The following is a 24,557-nucleotide window of genomic DNA, read 5'->3' on the forward strand; positions in this document are numbered from 1 at the left end:
CGGACCCTGTGGGCCTGCGGGGCGGACTGGTTCCGGCCGCTTGTCCCAGTCGTCCCTGCTGCGGGCGACCGCACTCAGCCCTCCCGCCAGCCCCGGAGCATCGCGTCGAACTGCTGGCGGGCCTCGTCCCAGTCTTCCGCGGGGGACGACATGTAAATCACGTACTCGACGCCGTCACGGCTGAGATACGCCTGTTCGATTGCGCGGCGCGGGCCGGCCGTCGTGTCGTCGGCGCCCGCCGTCCAACTGAACTCCCAGAGGGCGCCCGGGCGGTCACGGAAGGTGTTCGAGTCCAGCTGGAGCCGCTTGTAGCGGGGCAGCTTGACCCGCAGGTTCTTCTCCAGGTCCACCTGGTGCGTGTAGGGGCTCTCCCACGTCGAGTTGCGGTCGATGGCAATGCGCACGAAGTGGCGTCCGTGGTCGGGCGTGTAGTCGATCTGGCTGCCGTCGGCCTCGCGCTCCCAGCCCTTGGGCAACATCATGCTGAAGCCCTCGGCGTCCTTCACGCGTTGCCAGTCCGCCGGAATGCCGCCGACGGTCTTGCCCTGGCCTCCGTCGGCCGACTGCCGCGTACCGCCGTCGTCACCGTCCGCGTAGTACAGGTAGCCCGCGGTTCCGCCGCCGAGCAGCACGACCGCCGTGGCCGCCGCGACGATCAAGGGCCCCTTGCGACGCTTCGGGGGGTGGGAGGACGGGGGCTGGTGTGAGTTGTGGACGACGGTGCCCGACGAAACGGAGGAACCGGCGGTGTCCCCGTTCCCGTATCCGTATCCACTCCCGAATCCGTTCGCGTTCCCGTATCCGTTCGCGTTCCCGTAGCCGTTTCCGCCGGCGACGGTGCCGGGCTCCACGGGCTGGTGGCCGAACCGCGGGGTATGGGCCTGCGTCTGCGGGTGGGCCCGTGGCTGCGACTGCTGGGACGTGGCGTGGACCTGCGTCGGCACGTACGCCTGCGCCGCGCTCGGCTGCCGCCCCTCCGCCGCCTCGGAGAGCATCAACTCGGCGGCCTCCGCGGTCGGCCGGGTGTCCGGGTCCTTGCGGAGGAGCGCGCCGATGACCGAGGCGAGCGCACCCGCGTACTCGGCAGGCGCGGGCTCCTCCGTGACCACGGCCTGCATGGTGCCCAGCGGAGACGTGCGCCGGAACGGGGAGTTCCCCTCCACCGCCGTGTAGAGCGTCGCCCCGAGCGCCCACAGGTCGGACGCGGGCCCCGGGTTGGCCCCGCTGACCCGCTCGGGTGCCAGGTAATCGACGGAGCCGACGACTTCGCCGGTCCGCGTGATCGTCGTGTCCCCCTCGATCGCGGCGATCCCGAAGTCGGTGAGCAGGATGCGACCGTCGTCCGCCAGGAGTACGTTGCCGGGCTTGACGTCGCGGTGCAGGACACCGGCGGCGTGCGCGGCGCGCAGAGCCTTCAGGGTCCACAGGCCGATGCGGGCGGCCTCGACGGGCTCGATGCGGCCCTGCTCCTTGACGGCGTCGGCGAGCGAACAGCCCTCGACCAGTTCCATGACGATCCAGGGCCGGTCGTCGTACTCGAGGACGTCATGGACGGTGACGACCGCGGGATGGTTGATCCGGGCGGCGGCCCGCGCCTCCGCGTGCGTACGGGCGAAGAGGATCGCGCGGTCGGCCTCGGCCACGAACTGCGCGGCCGTCAGTTCCTTGACGGCGACGGTCCGGTGCAACACCTCGTCCTGTGCGCGCCACACCCGTCCCATGCCACCGCGGCCGATGGACTCTCCGAGCCGGTAGCGGCCCGCGAGGAGCAGGCCCTGCATCTGATTCACGATCCCCCGCAATGGTTCTGACATGGCACAGATTAGGGAGCGGTCGGCGTACGTGGAACCTCCGGGGGTCCTCGGAGACCTCACTGTGACGCGCGACGCAACGACGCCGGGCCGTTTCCGCGCCCGATCAGCACCGCGAAAAGCGGTCAGTAACAGTCAAACACCGTGCATGAAGTGAAACATGATGACTGGAGCGCGGTGGTTGATGGCCGGTCTGGAGAGCGATGGCTGATGCCCGGTCTGGAGAGCGGTGGTTGATGGCCGATCAGGAACCGGTGACCTGATAGGTCGTCGAGGCCTGCTCGTAGAGCCGGTCCACCTCGTCACGCTCGGACTCGGGCCCACGGATCTGCACGACGTGGTACTTCCCGCCGACGATCATCGCGAGATTGCGTACGAAGACCTCGCCGCCGCCCGTCCCCTGCCAGGTGAACTGCCCCTCCCCCATGACCCGTCCGCCCACGTCGATCCTGCGCATCCCGGAGGACTCCGCCCAGGTCGAGTCGCGGAACGGCTGCAGCTCGCGCTCGTGCTCACGCTGGTACTTCATGGGGTCGCTGCCGTACTCGTCCGTGCCGTCCCGTCCCGGCACGACGATCAGTTCGAAGTCGCCCTTCGTGTAGACGACCTGCCCCCGCCCGTTCTTGGGCTGCCGGTCCCAGCCGCTGGCGACGGCTATCCGGAAGCCCTCGGCGTCCTTGCGCAGCGTGAAGCCCTGCGGCACCTCGGGCCCGCTGGTCTGCGGCTTCTGCGAGCTGGGGCTCTTCTCCGGTTTCCCGCTCGGCTCATCGGACCTGCCCTCCTCGCTCGGCCGGGTGCCGGTGGTGCTGCCGGGGTCGGGCGCCTGACTGGTGCCGGGGTCCCCGGCGGAGCCCGCGCGCTCGCTGCCCTCGTTCTCCTTCGACTTGGGCATGAAGACCATGGCGTACGCGATCGCCGCGGCGAGGCCGACCAGGACGAGCAGGAGCAGGAGGCGCCCCAGGGAACGCGGCCGCCCCGTTCCGTTCCGCTGGGGCCTGGGCGCCGGGGCCGTCCGCTCGGGCATGGGTGTGGCGGCTGCCCGCCCTGGCATGGGCGTGGCGGCCGCCGCCGGCCTGGCTTCACGTCCTCGCTTGTGCTTGTGCTTACGGCGCCCGTTCTGCCGGGCGTTCGGGGTGGCGGCGGGTGCGGGGGCGCGCCGCTTCTTGCGACGTACGAGATCACCGCGACGGCGTACGACAGGCAGCCGCCGCGCGTCGAACGGCGGCGCGGGCACGACGTTCGCACCCGCTTCCGGCTCGGGCGCCGAGCGCACCAGTGACCGCAGCCAGCCGCTCAGTTCCTCGATGTCGAGGCGCTCGGTGGGGTCCTGGCGCAGCAAGGACTCGACGACGGGCCGCAGAGGGCCGCACTCCTCCGCGAAGGCGGGCGGCTCGGCACACACCAACTGGACGAGTTCGAAGGTGCTTTCCTCCGGGTAGGGCGCGTGGCCCTGCACGGCCCTGAACAACAGTGCGCCCAGCGCCCAGAGGTCGGTGGCGGGTCCGATGGGCGGGGCGAGCTGCCAGTTCTCGTGTACGGGACCGGCCTGCTCGGGCGCCCAGCGCTCGGTCACGCCTCCGACCACGGTCATCCGGGCGTGCCGGGCCCGCTCCGCGGCAAGCGCGGTGGCGGGCCCACGCCGGGACCCACTCCGCTCGGCGACGAGGGCGTCCCAGTAACTGTGGCCGGACGATGCGGGGGACGAAGGGGAGGGCGAAGGGGTGGAGGCTGCGGGAGGGGCGGCAGGGGAGGCGGGGGTCGAAACGGTGTGTCCGGTGCGGCCGGTGGTGGCTCCCATCCTGCCGCCGCCCGCCACGGAACCGGGCGCACCCTGACCGCCCTGACCGCCCTGCTCACCGCGGCCAGGTCCGACCTCGCCGGAACGCGCAGCGCCCAGTTCCGGTGCCCCGCCCCTGTTCCGCTCCTCGGATGTGTAACCAGGGCCGGGGCCTCCAGCGCGCTCGACGCCGGTACCCGGGGCGGGGCTTGTGGTCCCCGGGCCGCCGCTCCTCGGCTCCGCCCCGTGCCACGGCTTCGTACCCGCCACGCCGTACGGGTCCAGGATCCGGCCTGCGGCCCCGGGCTCGGCCTCGCCCCTGCCGTGCGGTCCCTCGCCGCTCCTCGGCCCCGGCAACTCCGAGCCCCGGCGCCCCTCGTCCTCGCTCACCCGCGCCGCGGCACGCGCCCCGGCGCGATACGCGGCTATGGCGCTGTTCCGTCCCGGCCGCGCGCCACCTCCGGGCTCCGGGGCCGGGGCCTGGGCCGGGGCTGCCTCGATCGCGGCCTGCCCTTGCGAGGGGGCAGAGCCATCGGGCTCGGCACCGCCACCGGCCTCAGCAGCGGTGCCGGCACCAGCACCCGCCGCGTCCCCACCCTCGAACCCCGCGAGGAACTCCTCGGGCCGAGGGTCGTACCCGCACAGCGCCTCTTCCGCCGCGCCCGCCGCGAGGCCCGTGAGGACCACTCGACCGTCGTCGCAGACCAGGACCGTGCGCGCGGTGATGTTCCGGTGGACCCAGCCGTGCGCGTGCAGCACCCGCAGCGCCGTCACCACGTCCGACGCGACCTCCGCCGCTCGGTACGGACTCAGCGGCCGGTCCGCGAGCAGCGCGGCCAGCGGCCTCGCCGCCACCAACTCGCTGACTATCCACAGCGAACCGCCCTCGGCGAACACGTCGAAGACCTGGTCGAGCCGAGGGTGGTCGGGGATCTGCGCGGCGGCCTGTGCCGCCTCTATCGCGCGGCGGACCGCCGGATCCGACGGCCGACGCGTCGTACGCGCCGACGGCCGCCGTACCGCCCCCGCGCTCACGAACCCGGCCGGAAGCTCCCCTTCCGGAAGGTCGCGCTCATCGAGCTCGAGCACTTCCGCGTCGACGACCTCGGGCAACGGGACCTGCCTGACCAGGACTTCCTGCCCGCTGTACGTGTCAAAGGCCCGCGTCTCGGCGAGTTCGTACTCATCCGCGGGAGGCAAGGGGAGGCGATAGCGGTCGGCGAGTACCCGCCCCGCGTATTCGTCCACGACGCCTCCCCCGACCGCCCGGTGGTCAATTCCGTTCGCCTTACGTCCTGTTGCGGCTGCGTACCGTCCGCAAGCACTCACGATACGTGCCGGAGGCAAACCACATTGAGGGGATGCGAGATCTCACCGGCACCGTTCCGCGGACCCAGGCTGAGTCAGGCCGGGTCCGGGCCGAGTCCGGCTACTTCTTCGGCTCGAACGTCTTCGTGAAAGTCCGCCACGTGTCCTTGCGCTCGGCGCTGTCCCACTTGGCTGCCTTGGCCGTGTACATGATTCCGTAGCCCAGGTGGTCGTTGACGACGAAGCCGCGGTCTATCGAGCGGTACTTCGTGCCGCCGTCGACGTACGTGAACTCCCAGTCGGCCGTGTTCCAGCCGCGGAAGTCGGCCTTCTCTATCCGGATCCGCTTGTACTGCGACCGGACCATGTACGACTCCTGCTTCTTCCAGTCGCCCACGGGGTCCGACTTGGGGGTCGGAGTCCAGCCGATCAGCAGCTTCTGCCCGTCCGGACCGGTGAAGCGCGCGCCCGCGGCACCCGTGGACTGGTACTTCCAGCCCTTGGGCAGGCCCACCGAGAAGCCCTGGGAGTGCTTGTACGTCGACTCGGCCACGTCCCCCGGCTCCTTGCCGGAGCCTTCGCCGCCGTCGCCGCCCTCGCCCGGATCCTGGCTCTCGCCTTCACCAGGGCTCGCCCCGGCTCCCGTTTCCGTGTCGTCCTTGCCCTTGCCCTCTTCGGCACCGTCGTCCTGCCCGGCGCCCTTGTCCTGCTCCTGCTCCTTCTCGCCGCTGCCCGCGGTCGCCCCGCTGGACGCGGCCTTGCCGCCGCCGTTCTTGCTGTCCCGCGCGCCGCCCTCGTCCCCGTCGCTCAGCGCGAACGCGAGCACGGTTCCGAGCACCGCGATCGCGAGAGCCAGGGAGAAGATCACGAGGGTGCGCCGCGGCACCACGTCGGTGAGCGAGGCCTTGGGAGGCGTCGTACGCGGCGGTGTCGCTCCGGCGCCGGCCCCGGAGCGAGATCCAGCCGCCGGAGCGGAAGAGGAAGCGGAATACGTGGAGGTGGTCGGGGAAGTGGATCGAGCGCCGGAAGCACCTGCTCCGGCAGCCCCGGAACCCGCGCCTGGACCAGCCGCCCCGGAACGCGAAGGCCTGCCCGCCACCGCCCCGGGAGCAGAGCCAGAGCGGGCACCAGAGCCAGTACCGGAACCAGAACGGGAGCCGGAACCGGAGTCAGCAGGCGAACCCGAAGAAGCAGAACCGGAAGCAGCCGATCCGGCCCCCGTGCCTGCTCCCGCGCCCCGCGTGGTTGCCGCAGCCGCGGCCTTCCGCACCGACCGGAGGGCACCCTTCAGCCGCTCGCCGGCCTCCTCACCCTTGCGACCGGAGGTCTCGGAGCTCCCGGAGGACCCAACGGCCCCGGCAGCACCGGAACCCCCGGAAGTCTCAGCCGTACCCGGAGAACCCGCCGTACCCGACGTACCCGCCGAACCAGAAGCCCCAGCAGCACCCACAGCCCCGGCGCCGGCCGCACCGGCCGCCCCGGCCGCACCCGCCCGACCAGAACTCCCCTTGCCCCTGCCGAACCGCTTCGCCAGCCCGGACGTCGGCGGCACCGGAGGCAACGGCACGACCTTCGTCGCGTCCACCGGCTCCGGCTCGTCCTTGACCTCCGGCGCGTGGATCACGTCGAGCAGGAGCGCCCGCGCCCCCGCGTCGTCGAGCCGCTGCTCGGGGTCCTTGGCCAGCAGGCCGTAGATGACCTTCTCCAACGGCCCGGCGTTCGTCGGCTGTTCGACGTCCTCGGTCATGACCGCGGTGAGGGTCGCGATCGCCGACCCCTTGTCGTACGGAGGCACGCCTTCCACGGCCGCGTACAGCAGACCGCCGAGCGACCACAGGTCGGCGGCGGGGCCGGGCTTGTGCCCGCGCGCCCGCTCCGGCGAGATGTACGAGGGCGCGCCGACGAGCATGCCGGTGGACGTGATCGACGGGTCACCCTCGACCTGCGCGATGCCGAAGTCCGTGAGAACGACCCGCCCGTCCTCGGCGATCAGCACGTTCGACGGCTTCACGTCACGGTGCAGGATTCCCTCGCGGTGCGCGGACCGCAGCACGTCGAGCACGGCGAGACCGACCTCGGCCGCGCGCCTCGGCGTGAGCAGCCCGTCCTCGCGGATGGCCTCGGCGAGGGACTTGCCCTCGACCAGCTCCATCACGATCCACGGTCGGTCGTCCTCGTCGACGACGTCGTACACGGTCACCGCACTGGTGTTGCGGATCCGCGCGATCGCCTTGGCCTCACGCAACGTACGCGTGATGAGCCGGCGCTTCTCGTCGTCGTCGATGCTCGACGGGAAACGCAGTTCCTTCACCGCGACCGTACGACCGAGTGTCTCGTCCTTGGCGCGCCAGACGGTTCCCATTCCGCCGCGGCCGAGCACTTCTCCCAGCCGGTAGCGCCCGGAGAGGAGACGTTCGCTCTTGTCCTGACGGGACTGACCCGTCTTCTCCGCGTCCGACATGCGTCCCCTCTGCTGCTACCGCTGCTACCCGCGCAACCCGCCCTGACAGAGCCTCCATTGTCCCTCACTCAGGGACTGGTCTACGCCCAGGGTCCGACGTCCCTCATGATGGGCTCCGCACAAGGAGGGACCGCCATGCCCAATACACGGACACTGCTGGCCATACCCCTCGCGGTGAGCCTCTTCGGCCTGGCCTCCGCCAGTGCGCCGCCGGCCGCGAAACCGGCCACGGACGCCACTCTTCCGTTGCTCGTCACCCGAGGCAAGGCCCCCGCCGCGGCTCTGTTGGCCCGCGAAGCCCCATGGTCAACGACCGTGCCGGGCGCCCCGAATCCCCCACCGGACCGGCAGGCGACCCCTCGGCCCCTCTGGCACTTCGCCCACGTCAACCGGCCCACAGCCGACAAAAGCGACGGCGGCGCCTCGCGCATCCGCCGCGCCGAACACTTCCGTGCGGGCAGCATCACCAAGACGTTCATCGCGACGGTCATCCTTCAACTGGCCGCCGAGCACCGCCTGTCCTTGTCCGACCCGGTGAAACGTCATCTGCCGGATCTCGTCCGCGGCAATGATCTCGACGGGCGCGCGCCCACTCTGCGGGCCCTGCTCACCCACACCAGCGGCCTCGCGGACTACACCACCGACACCAGAGGCCTCATCCCCCTCACTCCCACGCAGGCGGTTCGCACCGCCCTCGCCCTCCCCGCGACCACCCCCGGCCGCTGGTCCTACTCCAACACCAACTACGTCGTCCTCGGCATGGTGATCAAGCAGGTCACCGGCCGTTCGTACGCCACGGAGACCGCGCGCCGCATCATCACCCCCCTTCGCCTGTCCGGCACTTCCTTCCCCGGCACCCGCACCACGCTCCCGCCCCCGCACGGCCGCGCGTACACGAGCGAGGGCCGGGACGTCACCGCCCTCAACCCTGGCGTCGCGGGGGCCGCGGGGGAACTGATCTCCACCCTTGCCGACCTGGACCGCTTCTACGCCGCCCTGCTCGCCGGCCGACTGCTCCCCGTGCCCCAGCTCCGCCAGATGCTCAACACCCGTGCCGCACAAGGCCACTACGGCATGGGCCTCTTTCCGCAGAAACTGCCCTGCGGCACCACGGTCTGGGGCCACAACGGCCGCATCAGCGGAAGCTACGTACGCACCGCCGCCACCCGCGACGGCGGTCGCGTCCTCACCTTCCGGGTCAACACGGACCAACTGGCCGACCCGGCTCTCGAACGGACACTCCTGACAGCCGAGTTCTGCCCTCGCCCCTAGAGCGAGCGCCGGGACGGCTGCTCCTGGATGCCCCTAGAGCGGCACGATGTCCGGCGCCCCCAGCCTCGCCGCGTCCGCTGTCAGGTCGTCCGGCTGCCGCTGCGACTCCCGCTCCGCCTCCACCCGCTTCTCGTAGTGCTGGACCTCGCGCTCCACCTGGTCCTTGTCCCAGCCGAGGACAGGCGCCATCAGCTCGGCGCACGCCCGCGCGCTGCGCGTGCCCCGGTCGAACGTTTCGATCGAGATGCGTGTGCGCCGGGTCAGCACGTCATCCAGGTGCCGTGCCCCCTCGTGCGACGCGGCATAGACGATCTCGGCACGCAGATAGTCGTCCGCGGCGGGCAGCGGCTCGCCCAGGGTGGGATCGGCCATGACGAGGGCGAGGACCTCTTCGGCCAGTGAGCCGTACCGGTTCAACAGGTGCTCCACCCGGACCACATGAAGCCCGGTGCGGGCCGCGATCCTGGCGCGCGCGTTCCACAGCGCCTTGTACCCCTCGGCCCCGACCAGCGGGATGTCCTCGGTGACACAGTCGGCGACCCTCTGGTCCAGGCCGTGCACCGCCTCGTCCACGGCGTCCTTCGCCATGACGCGGTACGTCGTGTACTTGCCGCCCGCGATGACCACGAGACCGGGTGCCGGATGCGCCACCGTGTGCTCGCGCGAGAGCTTGCTCGTGGCGTCCGACTCGCCGGCGAGCAGCGGCCTGAGCCCTGCGTACACCCCTTGGACGTCGTCCCGGGAGAGCGGGACCGCGAGCACCGAGTTCACGTGCTCGAGCAGATAGTCGATGTCGGCGCTGGACGCCGCCGGGTGCGCCTTGTCCAGATCCCAGTCGGTGTCGGTCGTCCCCACGATCCAGTGGCGCCCCCACGGGATGACGAAGAGGACGCTCTTCTCGGTCCGCAGGATCAGCCCGGTCGTCGAGTTGATCCGGTCCTTCGGTACGACCAGATGGATGCCCTTGGACGCCCGGACGTGGAACTGTCCCCGCTCGCCGACCATCGCCTGCGTGTCGTCCGTCCACACCCCGGTGGCGTTGACCACCTGCTTGGCCCGGACCTCGTACTCCCCACCACCCTCGACGTCCTGGACCTTGGCCCCGACGACGCGCTCGCCCTCGCGCAGGAAGCCCGTGACCCGCGCGCGGTTGGCGACCTTGGCGCCGTACGCCGCGGCCGTGCGCACGAGTGTCGCCACATAGCGCGCGTCGTCCATCTGCGCGTCGTAGTACTGCATGGCCCCCGTCAGTGCGTCCTTCTTCAGGCACGGTGCGACGCGCAGGGCATGACGCCGGGTCAGGTGGCGGTGCATGGGCAGGCCTCGGCCGTGTCCTCGGGACATCGACATGGCGTCGTACAACGCGACGCCCGAGCCGGCGTAGATCCGCTCCCAGCCCTTGTGCTGCAAGGGGTACAGGAACGGCACCGGCTTCACGAGGTGGGGCGCGAGCCGCTCGAGGAGCAGGCCGCGCTCCTTCAGCGCCTCCCGCACCAGCGCGAAGTCGAGCATCTCCAGATAGCGCAGGCCGCCGTGGATCAGCTTGCTCGACCGGCTCGACGTGCCCGATGCCCAGTCCCGCGCCTCGACGAGGCCGGTGGACAAGCCGCGGGTCACGGCGTCGAGTGCGGTGCCCGCACCGACCACTCCCGCACCCACGACCAGGACATCCAGCTCCCGCTCGGCCATTTCCGCAAGTGACTCGGCACGCTCCGCCGGTCCCAACGTCGCTGTCCTCACCGCTGCCTCCCGTTTGCTGTCGGGTGTGGTCGCGCTCACATCATGCCCAGATTCTGGCCGGGTCCGCTGAGTTCGACCGCCGCCTGTGGACAACCTGCGGCCAACCCGCGGCCAACACTCCGACGCCCGGCGCAGCGCAATGCCGCATAACGGTCATATTTACTCCTAGTCTGACATTGCGCTGGTCCACCTTGTCCACAGGACTTGCGCGCTCGTCCCGCTCCGGCTATTGGGAGGACGGCCCACCGCCATGCCCGCAGATCTCGCCGTCATCGGTCTCGGCCACCTCGGCCTGCCCCTCGCCCAGGCCGCCGTCTCCGGCGGCATCGCCACCATCGGCTACGACCCCGCCCGCGCCGTCGACCTGGCGAGCGGCCGCCTGCCCTGCGACGGCGCCGAGGGAACCCTCACGGCCGCCGACGTCCGCCGGATGCTCTCGGGGGGCTTCAGGCCCACCACCGATCCGGTCGAGCTCGGCCGGGTGCGCACCGCGGTCATCTGCGCTCCCACCCCTCCGGCGGCCGACCGCAGCCTCGACCTGAGCCAGGTGGCCGAAGCCGCCCACGCCCTGGCCGCACGGCTGCGCCCGCACACCACGGTGATCCTCGAGTCACCCGCTTACCCCGGAACCACGGAGGAATTCCTGCGCCCCATCCTCGAAGAGGGCTCAGGCCTGCGCGCGGGCCGCGACTTCCACCTCGCGCACTCACCCGGCCGCCTCGACCCGGGCAACCGCACCCACGGCTACGCCGGCACCCCCAAGGTCATCGGCGGCCTCACCCCGGCCTGCACCGAATCGGCCGCCGCCTTCTACGGCCGCCTCACCGACAAGGTCGTACGCGCGCGTGGCCCACGCGAGGCCGAGACGGTGCACCTCCTGGAGACCAACTACCGGCACGTGAACATGGCCCTCGTCAATGAGATGGCCGTGCTCTGCCACGACCTGAGCATCGACCTGTGGGACGTCATCCGCTGCGCCGAGACCAAGCCCTTCGGCTTCCAGGCCTTCCGCCCGGGACCCGGCGTCGGCGGCCACGGCGTCCCCCTGGACATCCCGGGCCCCGGCCGCGGCACCCACCCCCTGCGCATGGTCGAACTGGCCCAGCAGGTCAACGACCGCATGCCCCGTTACGTGATCCAGCGCTCGGCGACCCTGCTCAACGAACACGGCAAGTCGGCCCGCGGCGCCCGCGTCCTGCTCCTCGGCGTCACGTACAAGCCCGACCTGGCCGACCAGCAGGGCTCCCCCGCCCAGGAGGTCGCCACCCGCCTGATGGAGATGGGCGCCGCCGTCAGCTACCACGACCCCTACGTGCCCAGCTGGAGCGTGCTCGGCCACCCCGTCCCCCGCGCGGACTCCCTCTACGAGGCGGCGGCCGACGCCGACCTCACGATCCTGCTCCAGCACCACCGCACGTACGACCTGCAAGGTCTCGCCGTGAAGGCCCAGCTGCTCCTCGACACCCGCGGCGCGACCCCGGCGGGCGCGGCACACCGCCTCTGAGAGCGTCCGGACACACAAGAAGGGCCCCGGTACGCGTACCGGGGCCCTTCTTGAAGAAGCAGGCGATCAGCGGCTGTGCTGCGAGTCCGCGACCGTCACCTCGACGCGCTGGAACTCCTTGAGCTCGCTGTAGCCCGTCGTCGCCATCGCCCGGCGCAGCGCCCCGAAGAAGTTCATCGAGCCGTCCGGGATGTGCGAGGGACCGGTGAGGATCTCCTCCGTCGTGCCGACCACACCGAGGTCGACGCGCTTGCCGCGCGGCACATCCTCGTGGACGGCCTCCATGCCCCAGTGGTGGCCCTTGCCCGGCGCGTCCGTGGCGCGCGCGAGCGGGGAGCCCACCATCACCGCGTCGGCACCACAGGCGATGGCCTTGGGCAGGTCACCGGACCAGCCCACGCCGCCGTCGGCGATGACGTGCACGTACCGGCCGCCGGACTCGTCCATGTAGTCACGGCGGGCGGCCGCGACATCCGCGACGGCGGTGGCCATCGGCACCTGGATGCCCAGGACGTTGCGCGTGGTGTGCGCGGCGCCGCCGCCGAAGCCGACGAGGACACCGGCCGCGCCCGTGCGCATCAGGTGCAGCGCGGCGGTGTACGTGGCGCAGCCGCCGACGATCACCGGCACGTCGAGCTCGTAGATGAACTGCTTCAGGTTCAGCGGCTCGGCGGCGCCGGAGACGTGCTCGGCCGAGACGGTCGTCCCGCGGATGACGAAGATGTCGACACCGGCGTCCACGACGGCCTTGGAGAACTCGGCGGTCCGCTGCGGGGAGAGCGCGGCGGCGGTGACCACGCCCGAGTCGCGCACCTCCTTGATGCGCTGCTTGATCAGGTCGGCCTGGATCGGCGCGGCGTAGATCTCCTGGAGGCGCCGGGTGGCGTTGTCGGTGTCCAGCTCCGCGATCTCGTCGAGCAGCGGCTGCGGGTCCTCGTACCGCGTCCACAGGCCTTCGAGGTTCAGGACGCCGAGGCCGCCGAGCTCACCGATGCGGATCGCGGTCTGCGGGGAGACGACCGAGTCCATCGGCGCCGCCAGGAAGGGCAGCTCGAAGCGGTAGGCGTCGATCTGCCAGGCGATCGAGACCTCCTTCGGGTCGCGGGTACGACGGCTCGGCACGACGGCGATGTCGTCGAAGGCGTACGCGCGGCGGCCGCGCTTGCCGCGCCCGATCTCGATCTCAGTCACGTGGGTGGCCCTTCAGCTTTCTTCGGTACTTCGCACTTCTTCGGCACTTCGGCACTCGGTCTGCCGCTCCAGTATCCCCGACGCGCACAAAGGGGGCGGCCCGGGGAATCCGGACCGCCCCTCCACGCGCGCGTGGAACGCTGTCAGCGCCTCTCGGCCTGGGTGAGCGTCAGCGCTTGTTCGTGTAGTTCGGCGCTTCGACCGTCATCTGGATGTCGTGCGGGTGGCTCTCCTTGAGGCCCGCCGAGGTGATCCGTACGAAACGGCCCTTGGACTCCATCTCGTCGATGGAGGCGGCGCCCACGTACCCCATCGTCTGGCGCAGGCCGCCGACGAGCTGGTGCAGCACGTTGGCCAGCGGGCCGCGGTAGGCCACCTGACCCTCGATGCCCTCGGGGACGAGCTTGTCGTCCGAGGAGACCTCCGCCTGGAAGTAGCGGTCCTTCGAGTACGAACGTCCCTGGCCGCGGGACTGCATGGCACCGAGCGAACCCATGCCGCGGTAGGACTTGAACTGCTTGCCGTTGATGAACATCAGCTCACCCGGCGACTCCTCGCAGCCCGCGAGCAGCGAGCCGAGCATCACGGTGTCGGCGCCGGCGGCCAGCGCCTTGCCGATGTCGCCCGAGTACTGGAGGCCGCCGTCGCCGATGACCGGGACACCGGCCGCACGCGCCGCGACAGCCGCCTCGTAGATGGCGGTGACCTGCGGGACGCCGATGCCGGCGACCACGCGGGTGGTGCAGATGGACCCCGGGCCGACACCGACCTTGACGCCGTCGACACCGGCGTCGATCAGGGCCTGCGCGCCGTCGCGCGTCGCGACGTTGCCGCCGATGACGTCGACGCCCACGCCCGACTTGATCTTCGACATCCAGCTCAGGGCGTTGCTGTTGTGACCGTGCGAGGTGTCGACGATGAGGAAGTCCACGCCCGCGCCGGCCAGTGCCTGCGCGCGCTCCAGGGCCTCGGGGCTCGCGCCGACGGCGGCACCGACGAGGAGACGGCCCTCGGCGTCCTTGGCGGCGTTCGGGTACTGCTCGGCCTTCTTGAAGTCCTTGACCGTGATGAGGCCCTTGAGGATCCCCGAGTCGTCGACGAGCGGCAGCTTCTCGATCTTGTGGCGGCGCAGCAGCTCCATGGCGTCGACGCCGGAGATGCCGACCTTGCCGGTCACGAGCGGCATGGGCGTCATGACCTCGCGCACCTGGCGGCTGCGGTCGTTCTCGAAGGCCATGTCGCGGTTGGTGACGATGCCGAGCAGCTTGCCCGCCGGGTCGGTCACCGGGACGCCGCTGATGCGGAACTTGGCGCACAGCGCGTCGGCCTCGCCCAGCGTGGCGTCCGGGTGCACGGTGATCGGGTCGGTGACCATGCCGGACTCGGAGCGCTTCACCAGGTCGACCTGGTTGACCTGGTCCTCGATCGACAGGTTGCGGTGCAGCACGCCGACGCCACCTTGCCGCGCCATGGCGATCGCCATGCGGGCCTCGGTGACCTTGTCCATCGCCGCGGACAGCAGCGGAATGTTCACGCGTACGTTGCGGGAGATACGGGACGAGGTGTCGACCGCGTTCGGCAGGACTTCCGACGCGCCGGGCAGCAGCAGCACGTCGTCGTAGGTCAGCCCGAGCGTCGCGAATTTCTCGGGCACTCCGTCGACGTTTGCAGTCATGACACCTTCCCCAAATGGCCTTGATCGGTGCGGATGTCCATGCTAACGGGAACGGAGGGTGTCTCATTCCACGATCAAGATCATCGGTCAGGTTTGTACGTTCATACGTCGTGAACGGACGTCGAGGGCGCTCGCCGAACGGCCGCTGATCGTTACTGCTCGGCCAGTGCCCACAACCGACTACTGCTCGGCCAGCGCCCGCAACCGGCTCAACGCGCGATGCTGCGCGACCCGCACCGCACCCGGTGACATGCCGAGCATCTGTCCGGTCTCCTCGGCCGTGAGCCCGACCGCGATCCTCAGGAGCAGCAGCTCGCGCTGGTTCTCCGGAAGGTTCGCCATCAGCTTCTTGGCCCATGCGGCATCGCTGCTGAGCAGCGCGCGCTCCTCGGGACCGAGGGAGTCGTCGGGCCGCTCGGGCATCTCGTCCGACGGCACGGCGGTGGATCCGGGATGGCGCATCGCGGCGCGCTGCAGGTCGGCGACCTTGTGCGCGGCGATCGCGAAGACGAAGGCCTCGAAGGGGCGCCCCGTGTCCTTGTACCGGGGCAGCGCGAGGAGGACCGCGACGCACACTTCCTGCGCCAGGTCCTCCACGAAGTGCCGCGCGTCTCCGGGCAGTCGGGAGAGTCTGGTGCGGCAGTACCGCAGCGCCAGGGGATGTACATGAGCCAGCAGATCGTGCGTCGCCTGCTCGTCACCCTCGACCGCGCGAAGGACGAGGGCACCGATCACCGTCGTCTTGTCATCGCGCATCGGTCCATGGTGCCTTGGCGCCGATTGATCCGTGGCACCACGTCCGTAGTTGTGCACCGAAGCGTTATGAGCAGGTGCGCCGGAACTCATCTCGTGCGCCCTCCCCTCCCGCTCGACCGACCTGTCCCCGAGGAACTCCACATCTCAAGGATGCGGCATCGGCGGCGAAGCAACGGCAACCGCTCCCCCGAGAGGGAGCGACGGGCGTCCGTCACCCCGCCCACCACACGGCGGGCGGGGATCGCCGTGCCCGCACGGCGGCACACCTATCGGACCAGGCCCCAGCGGAAACCGAGCGCCACGGCGTGCGCGCGGTCCGAGGCGCCGAGCTTCTTGAACAACCGCCTGGCGTGGGTCTTGACCGTGTCCTCGGAGAGAAAAAGCTCACGTCCGATCTCGGCGTTGGACCGGCCGTGGCTCATGCCCTCGAGCACCTGGATCTCACGCGCGGTGAGGGTGGGCGCCGCGCCCATCTCGGCCGAACGCAGTCTGCGCGGAGCCAGCCGCCACGTCGGGTCGGCGAGCGCCTGGGTGACGGTCGCGCGCAGCTCGGCACGCGAGGCGTCCTTGTGCAGATAGCCGCGGGCACCGGCGGCGACCGCGAGCGCGACGCCGTCCAGGTCCTCGGCCACGGTGAGCATGATGATGCGCGCACCGGGGTCGGCGGACAGCAGCCGCCGGACCGTCTCCACGCCGCCCAGACCGGGCATGCGTACGTCCATCAGAATCAGGTCCGAGCGGTCGGCGCCCCAGCGGCGGAGGACTTCCTCGCCGTTGGCCGCCGTCGTCACACGCTCGACGCCGGGCACGGTCGCAACCGCGCGGCGGAGCGCCTCTCGGGCAAGCGGGGAGTCGTCGCAGACGAGGACGGATGTCATGACTGTCCTCCGCGGCTCTCACAGCTGCTGCGCGTCACCTTGAGCCTCCAGGCTGGTACATATTCGTCACCTGTGCGGTTGACGCTCTCGGACATCTGCCCGAGCGCTTGTTCTTTCAACCGCCTCGCACTCTCAACGACGGTCACCCGAAAGAGTTACGGGGCGGTCAGCCACGTTCGGCACTCTACGTGAGGGCGCGGACACAGAGCAGACAGCGCAAGAGACCCTCAACCTTTCATCACAACCCATGCCCCATTTAGCCCTCTTCCTTCCCTTTTGCTGGTGTCTGTGGCTAGATTTTCCAATGAGTCATATTTTCATCTCCTTAGACAGTAGATGTACGGTCGTGGGCACCGTATCCGCGCAGAACGGCTACCAGGAGACAAGCAATGGCAGATTTCTCCCGCCTTCCCGGACCGAACGCTGATCTCTGGGACTGGCAGCTCCTCGCGGCCTGCCGCGGGGTCGACAGCTCGCTCTTCTTCCACCCCGAGGGCGAGCGGGGCGCGGCACGCAGCGCGCGTGAGAACTCCGCCAAGGAGGTCTGCATGAGGTGCCCGGTACGCGCGGAGTGCGCCGCTCACGCCCTCGCGGTGCGGGAGCCGTACGGCGTGTGGGGCGGCCTCACCGAGGACGAGCGCGAAGAACTCATGGGCCGCGCGCGCAACCGCCTGGTCACCACATCCGCACCCTCGGCGTCGTCCTCACACGGCGGAATGATCACGCACACCTGAAGGAACGTTTCTCCAGGAAGCGCTCAGCGCTCCGCGGCACGCGCGAGGTGGTCGAGCGTGGCCGCCACCGCGGGCACCTGGGCCAGATCCGGCAGGGTGAGCGCGACGATCTCGCGCTGGACGGCAGGCTCCACCGTCACTGTGCGTGCACCTTTGGGGCGAACGGACTCGATGGCCAGTTCGGGCAGCACCGCGACCCCGAGGCCCGCGCCGACCAGACCGATCACCGCCGGATAGTCGTCGGTCGCGAAATCGATGCGGGGCACGAAACCCGCCCCTTCGCAGACCTCGACCAGCTGCCTGCGGCAGCGCGGACAGCCCGCGATCCACGGCTCGTCGGCCAGCTCCCCGATGGCGACCGACTCGGCCTCGGCGAGCCGGTGCCCCTCGGGCACGAGACCGACGAGCCGGTCGGCGAGAAGGGGGCGTACGACCAGGTCGTCCCACTCCTCGGCGGCGGACGCGCCTTCGTAGCGGAAGGCGAGCGCCACGTCGCAGTCGCCCTCGCGCAACATCTCGACCGAGCGCGGCGGTTCGGCCTCCACGAGCGAGACACGGGTACCGGGGTGAGCCGCGCGCAGGGCGGCCAGCGCGCTGGGGACCAGCGTCGAGCTGCCGCTGGGGAAGGAGACCAGGCGGACGCGGCCCGCCCGCAGGCCCGCGATCGCGGCGACCTCCTCCTCGGCGGCGGTCAGGCCCGCAAGAATCCCGGTGGCATGCCGGACCAGGGCCTCGCCCGCCTGGGTCAGGCGCATCTCACGCCCCGTGCGGATCAGCAGCGTCGTGCCCGCGGAGGCTTCGAGTGCCTTCATCTGCTGGCTCACGGCGGGCTGGGTGCAGCCGAGCTCGCGCGCGGCGGCCGAGAAGGAACCGCTGGCGGCGACGGCACGCAGGACACGGAGATGACGGGCCTCGATCATGCGTGAAGCATAAGTGACGCTTGGGGTATACGCCCAATAATGCGTCGACGCTTTGGGTGAGCTCGCCTAGCCTGCCGTCATGAAGCTTCTCTCCGTGAATCTGGGCCGGTTCAAAGCCGTGGAGTACACCGACGCTCCCTCGGGCGGCACCGGCATCGACAAGCAGCCCGCCGAAGGGGCCGTACGGGTGACGGCTCCCGGCGCGAAGGGGGTGGGCGGGAGCGGGGTGGCCGGGGACGAGGTCTGCGACCGGCGGCACCACGGCGGGAACGACCAGGCGGTGTACGCCTATGCGCGCGAGGACCTCGACGAGTGGGAGCGCCTGCTCGGCCATCCGCTCGCCAACGGCTCCTTCGGCGAGAACCTCACGACGTACGGCCTCGACGTGAACGGCGCGAGGATCGGCGAGCGTTGGCGCGTCGGCCCCGATCTGCTGCTCGAGGTGACGTCGGGCCGCATTCCCTGCCAGACGTTCCAGGGCCACCTCGGCGAGACCCGGTGGGTCAAGCGCTTCACGCAGCAGGGCACTCCCGGCGCCTATCTGCGGGTGATCGAACCGGGAGAGATCCGGGGCGGGGACCCGATCGAGGTCGCGCACCGACCGGGGCACGACATCACCGTCGCCTACCAGTTCAGGGCCGCCATGACGGAGAAGCACCTGCTGCCGAGTCTGCTCGCCGCCGGTGACGCGCTCCACCCCGAGCTGATCGAGGCGGCCAGGAAGTACGTGGAGAAGCAGAGCGGGCCGGGAGGTCATCCGGGTTACACGGAGGCCACCGGATCTCACTAGCCTTGGTCCATGACTACGGCTCTGATTACGGGATCGACCGCCGGTATCGGCGCGGCCTTCGCCCGGCGGCTCGCCGGTGACGGCCACAACCTGGTCCTGGTGGCACGGAACACCGAGCGACTGCGGGAACAGGCGACCGAACTGCACGACCGGCACGGCATCGAGGCGGAGGTGCTCACCGCGGACCTCGCGACCGACGACGGGATCGCCGCCGTCGAGAAGCGCCTCGCGGACCGCAGGAACGCGGTCGACCTCCTGGTGAACAACGCCGGGTTCGGCAACAAGGGCCAGTACCTGGAGGTGCCGATCGAGGAAGAGCTGACGATGCTCAAGGTGCACTGCGAGGCGGTGCTCCGGCTGACGTCGGCGGCGACGGAGTCGATGCGGGAGCGGGGCCGCGGCGGCGTCGTCAACGTCGCCTCGGTGGCGGCGTTCGTGCCGCGCGGGACGTATGGCGCGTCGAAGGCGTGGGTCGTGCAGTTCACCCAGGGGGCGGCGAAGGACCTGGCCGGTTCCGGGGTCCGGCTGATGGCGCTGTGCCCCGGCTTCGTACGGACCGAGTTCCACGAGCGCGCCGGGATGGGGACGTCGAACATCCCCAAGTGGATGTGGCTCGACGCGGACAAGCTGGTCGCGGCCGCGCTGTCCGACCTGGCGCGGGGCAAGACCCTGTCCATCCCGGACCCGCGCTACAAGGCGCTGATGGGCGTGGTGAAGGTGACGCCGAGGGCGCTCCTCGGCGGAGTGACGTCGAGGACGGGACGCAAGTACGGCCCGCAGTAGGACATCCGGGGGCGGCGCCCCGTCAGGGGCGCGGGGAACTGCGCGCCAAGCCACGACGGTCCCGCACCCGAGAAAGCCCGGAGGCCCGGCACCCCACCACGGGGTACCGGGCCTCAGGTCAAGCCAGCGCGGCGGGTCAGTGCGAGTGACCGTGGCCGTGGCCCGCGGCGTCGCCCTCGTCCTCGGCCGGCTTCTCGACGACCAGGGTCTCGGTCGTGAGCAGCAGGGAGGCGATCGACGCGGCGTTCTCCAGAGCGGAGCGCGTGACCTTCACCGGGTCGATGACGCCGGCCTTGACCAGGTCGCCGTACTCGCCGGTGGCGGCGTTGAAGCCGAAGCCCTTGTCGAGCTCGGCGACCTTCGAGGTGATGACGTAGCCCTCGAGGCCGGCGTTCTCGGCGATCCAGCGCAGCGGCTCGACGGCGGCGCGGCGGACGACGGCGACACCGGTGGCCTCGTCGCCCTCCTTGCCGAGGTTGCCCTCGAGCACCTTGACGGCGTGCACCAGAGCGGAGCCACCACCGGAGACGATGCCCTCCTCGACCGCGGCGCGGGTCGCGGAGATGGCGTCCTCCAGACGGTGCTTCTTCTCCTTGAGCTCCACCTCGGTGGCGGCGCCGACCTTGATGACGCACACGCCGCCGGCCAGCTTCGCGAGGCGCTCCTGGAGCTTCTCACGGTCCCAGTCGGAGTCCGTGGCCTCGATCTCGGCCTTGATCTGGTTGACGCGACCCTCGACCTCGGAGGCGTTGCCGCCGCCGTCGACGACGGTGGTGTCGTCCTTGGTGATGGTCACGCGGCGGGCGGTGCCGAGCACGTCCAGGCCGACCTGGTCGAGCTTGAGGCCGACCTCTTCGGCGATGACGGTGCCGCCGGTGAGGGTGGCGAGGTCACCGAGCATGGCCTTGCGGCGGTCGCCGAAGCCGGGGGCCTTCACCGCGACGGCGTTGAAGGTGCCGCGGATCTTGTTCACGACCAGGGTCGAAAGGGCCTCGCCCTCGACGTCCTCGGCGATGATCAGCAGCGGCTTCGAGGCGTTGGTCTGGATGACCTTCTCGAGCAGCGGCAGCAGGTCCTGGATGGACGAGATCTTGCCCTGGTGGATCAGGATGTACGGGTCGTCGAGGACGGCCTCCATACGCTCCTGGTCGGACACCATGTACGGGGACAGGTAGCCCTTGTCGAAGGCCATGCCCTCGGTGAAGTCCAGCTCCAGACCGAAGGTGTTGGACTCCTCGACGGTGATGACACCGTCCTTGCCGACCTTGTCCATCGCCTCGGCGATGAGCTCGCCGACCTGCGGGTCCTGGGCGGACAGACCGGCGACGGCCGCGATGTCGGCCTTGTCGTCGATCGGGCGCGCGGTGGCGAGGAGCTCCGCGGAGACGGCCGCGACAGCGGCGTCGATGCCCTTCTTCAGGGCGGCCGGGGAGGCGCCGGCGGCTACGTTGCGCAGGCCTTCCTTGACCAGGGCCTGGGCGAGCACGGTCGCGGTGGTGGTGCCGTCACCCGCGATGTCGTTGGTCTTGGTCGCCACCTCCTTGACGAGCTGCGCGCCGAGGTTCTCGTACGGGTCCTCGACCTCGACCTCACGGGCGATGGTGACACCGTCGTTGGTGATGGTGGGAGCGCCGAACTTCTTGTCGATGACGACGTTGCGGCCGCGGGGGCCGATCGTCACCTTGACCGTGTCGGCAAGCTTGTTGACGCCGCGCTCGAGGGCGCGACGGGCGTCCTCGTCGAACTTCAGGATCTTCGCCATGGGAGCGGTTCAGCCCTCTCGAAAAATCGGGTTCAAACGAACTGCGCCCCTCGCCGCCCGGCAATCAGCAGCGGGGTGACCAGGGGCGCAACTCAAAAGCAAAACTGGTGAAGCAGGTGAATTACTTCTCGACGATCGCGAGCACGTCGCGAGCCGAGAGGACGAGGTACTCGTCGCCGTTGTACTTCACCTCGGTGCCGCCGTACTTGCTGTACAGCACGACATCGCCGACCTTCACGTCGAGCGGCAGGCGCTCGCCGTTCTCGAAGCGGCCCGGGCCCACGGCGAGGACAGCACCCTCCTGGGGCTTCTCCTTCGCGGTGTCCGGAATGACCAGGCCAGAGGCCGTGGTCTGCTCGGCGTCGAGCGGCTGGACCACAATGCGGTCCTCGAGCGGCTTGATGGCAACCTTGGAGCTGGCGGTCGTCACGATCCGGTCTCCCCCTTCGGAGATCTACGGGGTTAACAGTCTGGGGTGGCGACCAGGTGGATCCGTCGTCGCGGGTGCCGGACCTGCCCGTCGCTGGTTGGCACTCTCCAGTGGTGAGTGCCAAGGCCGAGACTAGGACGACGATTAGCACTCGGTCAAGCGGACTGCTAATTCGCTGACGCGGGTCTTATCCGGACGGAGACACCGAGGGGCCCCCGCGCCCCTCGGGGCAACGTTCCTCCGCGTCGGGCGGTTCCGTCTCCGCGGCCGTGCGGCGACCGGCTTCCGGTGCTCCCGCGGGCGGGGCGCAGCTGGGCGAGGCCCCCGGTTTCCGCGGCGGGACCTTCTCCGCCGCCTTGCGGCCGAGGCGCTCGATCGGGTCCACCGACTGTGCGCATCCGGTGAGCAGCGCGGGCGCGAGCACGCCCGCCGCGACGACCGCGGCGAGGCAGCGGCGCGCCCGCGCCCGCCCGGTCACAGGTAGTCCTCCAGCCTGGCCACCGCGTACCCCTTGTCGGTGACCGTCTTCATGACCTTGCGGACCATGTCGGGCATGGTGCCCTTCCAGTCCTCGCGCCCCCGGAAGTGCGTGAGGATGATGTCGCCGGGGTGCAGGTCCCGGTCCCACTCGCGCCACTCCATGTGGTCGGCGAAGGCCTCGGACGCCCACAGCGGCACGGCCTTGATGCCGCAGGACTTGGCGGCCCGCAGCGTGTCCGCGTTGTAGTTGCCGTACGGCGGGCGGAAGAGTTCGGGCCGCTTGCCGTAGCGCTTGTGGATGACGTTCTGCATGCCACAGATCTCGCGGCGCTGGCCCTCGTACGAGAGCCCCGGCATGTAGCGGTGGTTGAGGGTGTGGTTGTTCAGGACGACACCACGCGACTGCATCTTCTTGAAGTAGCCGTAGTCCTCCTTGACCAGGTAGTCGCTGAGGAACGCGGTGTACGGGATCTGCAGTTCGCTCATCATCTTGAGCAGCGCCGGGTCCTTCTCGGCGCCGTCGTCGATGGTCAGGAAGACGATCTTCTTCTTGGTCGGGATCGTCGTGAAGACGGGCGGCAGACTCGCCTGCCCCTTGACCTCGAATCCCTTGCGGGTGGTGATCTTCGGCTTCTTGGCCGGGGCGGGCGGCGCGGCCAGCGGGGGCTTCGCCAGGCCCCAGCGCTTCGCGGCGGCGGCGCGGGCGACCTGGGCGACGCGGAGTTTCTGGGCGTAGGAGTCGAGGGCGCGGGCGGGCGGCGCGTCCAGGCGCTGCTGTCCGGGGGCGGGGTTCGCTCCGCCGTCGGCGCCCGAGGCACAGCCGGAGGCGATCGCGGCGGCGACGAGCACGGCCACCCCGGCGCGCACCTGTCCCCTGACCCGGCGCCGTGCCGGACCCCGTCCCCGACTCTTCCGCCTTGGGCCGAATTCGTCGTTTTGTCGTACTAGTTGCATGGCGCCGGATCTTTGCAGCTCACAGGCCCGCCACCGGGCCGACACCGCCACCGGGCGCGCACCATCCACCGACTGGCCCACAATGGGCCGGGTGAACGACCTCGACCGTGATCCGACTGCCCCGACCGCCCTGACCTCCTTCTCCGCGCTGCTCACCCCCGAGGGCCGGTCCCTGCTCGATCTCGACGAGGTGCGGGAGGCCGATCCGGCGCGGGAGCTGGCCGTCGCGACACGCCTGCGCCGCGAGCACCCGGCGGAGCTGGTCACGGCGGTACTCGCGCAGGCGCGGCTGCGGCGCCGCGCGGTGGCGAAGTTCGGGGCCGAGGACGCGGGACGGATGTTCTTCACCCCGAACGGCGTCGAGCAGGCGACCCGTACGAGCGTGGCCGTGCACCGCGCCGAGAGCTTCAGGGCGCTCGGCGTAAGGAGCGTGGCCGACCTCTGCTGCGGCATCGGCGGCGACGCGATCGCCCTCGCCCGGGCCGGGATCGCCGTCCTCGCCGTCGACCGCGACCCGCTGACCTGCGCGGTGGCGCGCGCGAACGCGGACGCCCTCGGCCTCGCCGACCTCATCGAGGCGCGCGAGGCCGATGTCACCGAGGTCGACACGTCCGCGTACGACGCGGTCTTCGTGGACCCGGCGCGACGCGGCGGGCGGGGCCGGATCTTCGACCCGGAGGCCTACTCCCCGCCGCTCTCCTGGGCGATCGAGGCCGCCCGCAAGGCCCCGCACGCGGCGCTGAAGATCGCTCCCGGCGTTCCGCACGAGGCGGTGCCCGCCGATGCCGCGGCGGAGTGGATCTCGGACGCCGGGGACGTGAAGGAGGCCGTGCTGTGGTTCGGCACGGACACCCCGTCCTCGCACCGCGCGACCCTGCTGCCCTCGGGCGCCTCGCTGTGGTCCTCGCTCGACGCGATGCTGCCCGATCCCGGGGTACGGCCGGTGGGGCGCTACCTGTACGAGCCGGACGGCGCCGTCATCCGCGCGCATCTGGTGGCGGAGGTGGCCGCGCGGGTGGAGGGCGGTCTGATCGACGAGACCATCGCGTACGTCACCTCCGACGCACCGCACGCGACGCCGTACGCGGTGGCGTACGAGATCACCGACCAACTCCCCTTCGGCGTGAAGAAGTTGAAGGCCCTGCTCCGGGAGCGGGAGGTCGGGATCCTGACGGTGAAGAAGCGGGGCTCCGCGGTGGAGCCCGAGGAATTGCGGCGGAAGGTGAAGCCGCAGGGCAAGAACGCGGCGACGGTCTTCCTCACGCGGGTGGCGGGGGCGCCGGCGATGCTGATCGGGCAGCCGGTGCCAGACGCCTGAAGCCTGGGCCTCG

General features: G+C 70.6%; 19 protein-coding genes. 6 read left to right on the forward strand and 13 right to left on the reverse strand.

The annotated features are described in order from the left end of the window. Positions 1-74: 74 nt before the first annotated feature. The 3 genes from ACWGIH_RS38735 to ACWGIH_RS38745 all read right to left on the reverse strand — a co-directional run bounded on the left by ACWGIH_RS38735 (position 75) and on the right by ACWGIH_RS38745 (position 7,357). Positions 75-1,781, reverse strand: coding sequence for a protein kinase domain-containing protein (locus ACWGIH_RS38735; RefSeq protein WP_453450607.1), 1,707 nt, complete (start codon positions 1,779-1,781; stop codon positions 75-77). A 274-nt stretch (positions 1,782-2,055) separates the two neighbouring features. After that, positions 2,056-4,836 carry a protein kinase gene (locus ACWGIH_RS38740; protein ID WP_453450576.1) on the reverse strand — a complete coding sequence of 927 codons (2,781 nt, stop codon included), beginning with the start codon at positions 4,834-4,836 and terminating at the stop codon, positions 2,056-2,058. A gap of 181 nt (positions 4,837-5,017) precedes the next feature. Then, positions 5,018-7,357 (reverse strand): protein kinase domain-containing protein, encoded by a 2,340-nt coding sequence (locus tag ACWGIH_RS38745; protein WP_453450577.1) that lies wholly within the window; start codon positions 7,355-7,357, stop codon positions 5,018-5,020. Positions 7,358-7,492: 135 nt separating this feature from the next. Here ACWGIH_RS38745 and ACWGIH_RS38750 point away from each other — a divergent pair, with 135 nt between their 5' ends. Continuing rightward, positions 7,493-8,629: a serine hydrolase domain-containing protein gene (locus ACWGIH_RS38750; protein WP_453450578.1), complete on the forward strand. Its 1,137-nt coding sequence runs from the start codon at positions 7,493-7,495 to the stop codon at positions 8,627-8,629. A 33-nt stretch (positions 8,630-8,662) separates the two neighbouring features. Here ACWGIH_RS38750 and ACWGIH_RS38755 read toward each other — a convergent pair whose 3' ends face one another. Continuing rightward, complete coding sequence (locus ACWGIH_RS38755; protein WP_453450579.1) at positions 8,663-10,369, reverse strand: glycerol-3-phosphate dehydrogenase/oxidase; 1,707 nt, start codon at positions 10,367-10,369, stop codon at positions 8,663-8,665. Positions 10,370-10,619: 250 nt separating this feature from the next. On the opposite strand from ACWGIH_RS38755, the gene ACWGIH_RS38760 reads away from it, so the two are divergent. Beyond that, a complete protein-coding gene (locus ACWGIH_RS38760; RefSeq protein WP_453450580.1) occupies positions 10,620-11,873 on the forward strand; it encodes a nucleotide sugar dehydrogenase in 1,254 nt (417 codons plus the stop codon). A gap of 66 nt (positions 11,874-11,939) precedes the next feature. Here the strand turns inward: ACWGIH_RS38760 and ACWGIH_RS38765 are convergent, their stop codons facing one another. From ACWGIH_RS38765 to ACWGIH_RS38780, 4 genes are all read right to left on the reverse strand, one after another. Then, positions 11,940-13,064, reverse strand: a complete 1,125-nt coding sequence (locus ACWGIH_RS38765; RefSeq protein ID WP_453450581.1) for a GuaB3 family IMP dehydrogenase-related protein — start codon at positions 13,062-13,064, stop codon at positions 11,940-11,942. Between the two features lie 169 nt (positions 13,065-13,233). Next, positions 13,234-14,739, reverse strand: a complete 1,506-nt coding sequence (gene guaB / locus ACWGIH_RS38770) for an IMP dehydrogenase (protein ID WP_453450582.1) — start codon at positions 14,737-14,739, stop codon at positions 13,234-13,236. A gap of 180 nt (positions 14,740-14,919) precedes the next feature. Continuing rightward, on the reverse strand, positions 14,920-15,495 hold the full coding sequence (locus tag ACWGIH_RS38775) for a sigma-70 family RNA polymerase sigma factor (protein WP_363208749.1): 576 nt from the start codon (positions 15,493-15,495) through the stop codon (positions 14,920-14,922). A gap of 266 nt (positions 15,496-15,761) precedes the next feature. Beyond that, on the reverse strand, positions 15,762-16,373 hold the full coding sequence (locus ACWGIH_RS38780) for a response regulator transcription factor (RefSeq protein ID WP_003948568.1): 612 nt from the start codon (positions 16,371-16,373) through the stop codon (positions 15,762-15,764). A 389-nt stretch (positions 16,374-16,762) separates the two neighbouring features. On the opposite strand from ACWGIH_RS38780, the gene ACWGIH_RS38785 reads away from it, so the two are divergent. After that, entirely contained in the window at positions 16,763-17,107 is a 345-nt protein-coding gene (locus tag ACWGIH_RS38785; RefSeq protein WP_453450583.1) for a WhiB family transcriptional regulator, read from the forward strand. A 23-nt stretch (positions 17,108-17,130) separates the two neighbouring features. Here ACWGIH_RS38785 and ACWGIH_RS38790 read toward each other — a convergent pair whose 3' ends face one another. Continuing rightward, on the reverse strand, positions 17,131-18,027 hold the full coding sequence (locus ACWGIH_RS38790) for a LysR family transcriptional regulator (protein WP_453450584.1): 897 nt from the start codon (positions 18,025-18,027) through the stop codon (positions 17,131-17,133). A 79-nt stretch (positions 18,028-18,106) separates the two neighbouring features. Between ACWGIH_RS38790 and ACWGIH_RS38795 the strand changes: the two genes are divergently transcribed. Together ACWGIH_RS38795 and ACWGIH_RS38800 are read left to right on the forward strand one after the other, a co-directional pair. After that, positions 18,107-18,817 carry an MOSC domain-containing protein gene (locus tag ACWGIH_RS38795; protein WP_453450585.1) on the forward strand — a complete coding sequence of 237 codons (711 nt, stop codon included), beginning with the start codon at positions 18,107-18,109 and terminating at the stop codon, positions 18,815-18,817. Between the two features lie 9 nt (positions 18,818-18,826). After that, a complete protein-coding gene (locus ACWGIH_RS38800; protein WP_453450586.1) occupies positions 18,827-19,600 on the forward strand; it encodes an SDR family NAD(P)-dependent oxidoreductase in 774 nt (257 codons plus the stop codon). Positions 19,601-19,736: 136 nt separating this feature from the next. Here the strand turns inward: ACWGIH_RS38800 and groL are convergent, their stop codons facing one another. The 4 genes from groL to ACWGIH_RS38820 all read right to left on the reverse strand — a co-directional run bounded on the left by groL (position 19,737) and on the right by ACWGIH_RS38820 (position 23,226). Beyond that, positions 19,737-21,362 (reverse strand): chaperonin GroEL, encoded by a 1,626-nt coding sequence (gene groL, locus ACWGIH_RS38805; protein ID WP_453450587.1) that lies wholly within the window; start codon positions 21,360-21,362, stop codon positions 19,737-19,739. Positions 21,363-21,483: 121 nt separating this feature from the next. Further along, positions 21,484-21,792: a co-chaperone GroES gene (gene groES / locus ACWGIH_RS38810; RefSeq protein ID WP_006347174.1), complete on the reverse strand. Its 309-nt coding sequence runs from the start codon at positions 21,790-21,792 to the stop codon at positions 21,484-21,486. Between the two features lie 187 nt (positions 21,793-21,979). After that, positions 21,980-22,270, reverse strand: a complete 291-nt coding sequence (locus ACWGIH_RS38815) for a hypothetical protein (protein WP_453450588.1) — start codon at positions 22,268-22,270, stop codon at positions 21,980-21,982. Next, positions 22,267-23,226, reverse strand: a complete 960-nt coding sequence (locus ACWGIH_RS38820; protein ID WP_453450589.1) for a polysaccharide deacetylase family protein — start codon at positions 23,224-23,226, stop codon at positions 22,267-22,269. The genes ACWGIH_RS38815 and ACWGIH_RS38820 overlap by 4 nt, the downstream gene beginning before the upstream one ends. Before the next feature lie 82 nt (positions 23,227-23,308). On the opposite strand from ACWGIH_RS38820, the gene ACWGIH_RS38825 reads away from it, so the two are divergent. Next, positions 23,309-24,544: a THUMP-like domain-containing protein gene (locus tag ACWGIH_RS38825; RefSeq protein ID WP_453450608.1), complete on the forward strand. Its 1,236-nt coding sequence runs from the start codon at positions 23,309-23,311 to the stop codon at positions 24,542-24,544. Positions 24,545-24,557: the final 13 nt, after the last annotated feature.

Source organism: Streptomyces sp. NPDC054872, assembly GCF_053610705.1.

Coding starts and splice junctions, on each gene's coding strand:
- ACWGIH_RS38735 (WP_453450607.1), bottom strand. CDS start 1,781: ATGCAGGGCCTGCTCCTCGCGGGCCGCTACCGGCTCGGAGAGTCCATC.
- guaB (WP_453450582.1), bottom strand. CDS start 14,739: ATGACTGCAAACGTCGACGGAGTGCCCGAGAAATTCGCGACGCTCGGG.
- ACWGIH_RS38775 (WP_363208749.1), bottom strand. CDS start 15,495: ATGCGCGATGACAAGACGACGGTGATCGGTGCCCTCGTCCTTCGCGCG.
- ACWGIH_RS38780 (WP_003948568.1), bottom strand. CDS start 16,373: ATGACATCCGTCCTCGTCTGCGACGACTCCCCGCTTGCCCGAGAGGCG.
- ACWGIH_RS38760 (WP_453450580.1), top strand. CDS start 10,620: ATGCCCGCAGATCTCGCCGTCATCGGTCTCGGCCACCTCGGCCTGCCC.
- ACWGIH_RS38820 (WP_453450589.1), bottom strand. CDS start 23,226: ATGCAACTAGTACGACAAAACGACGAATTCGGCCCAAGGCGGAAGAGT.
- ACWGIH_RS38795 (WP_453450585.1), top strand. CDS start 18,107: ATGAAGCTTCTCTCCGTGAATCTGGGCCGGTTCAAAGCCGTGGAGTAC.
- ACWGIH_RS38825 (WP_453450608.1), top strand. CDS start 23,309: ATGGGCCGGGTGAACGACCTCGACCGTGATCCGACTGCCCCGACCGCC.
- ACWGIH_RS38800 (WP_453450586.1), top strand. CDS start 18,827: ATGACTACGGCTCTGATTACGGGATCGACCGCCGGTATCGGCGCGGCC.
- ACWGIH_RS38790 (WP_453450584.1), bottom strand. CDS start 18,027: ATGATCGAGGCCCGTCATCTCCGTGTCCTGCGTGCCGTCGCCGCCAGC.
- groL (WP_453450587.1), bottom strand. CDS start 21,362: ATGGCGAAGATCCTGAAGTTCGACGAGGACGCCCGTCGCGCCCTCGAG.
- ACWGIH_RS38785 (WP_453450583.1), top strand. CDS start 16,763: ATGGCAGATTTCTCCCGCCTTCCCGGACCGAACGCTGATCTCTGGGAC.
- ACWGIH_RS38745 (WP_453450577.1), bottom strand. CDS start 7,357: ATGTCGGACGCGGAGAAGACGGGTCAGTCCCGTCAGGACAAGAGCGAA.
- ACWGIH_RS38750 (WP_453450578.1), top strand. CDS start 7,493: ATGCCCAATACACGGACACTGCTGGCCATACCCCTCGCGGTGAGCCTC.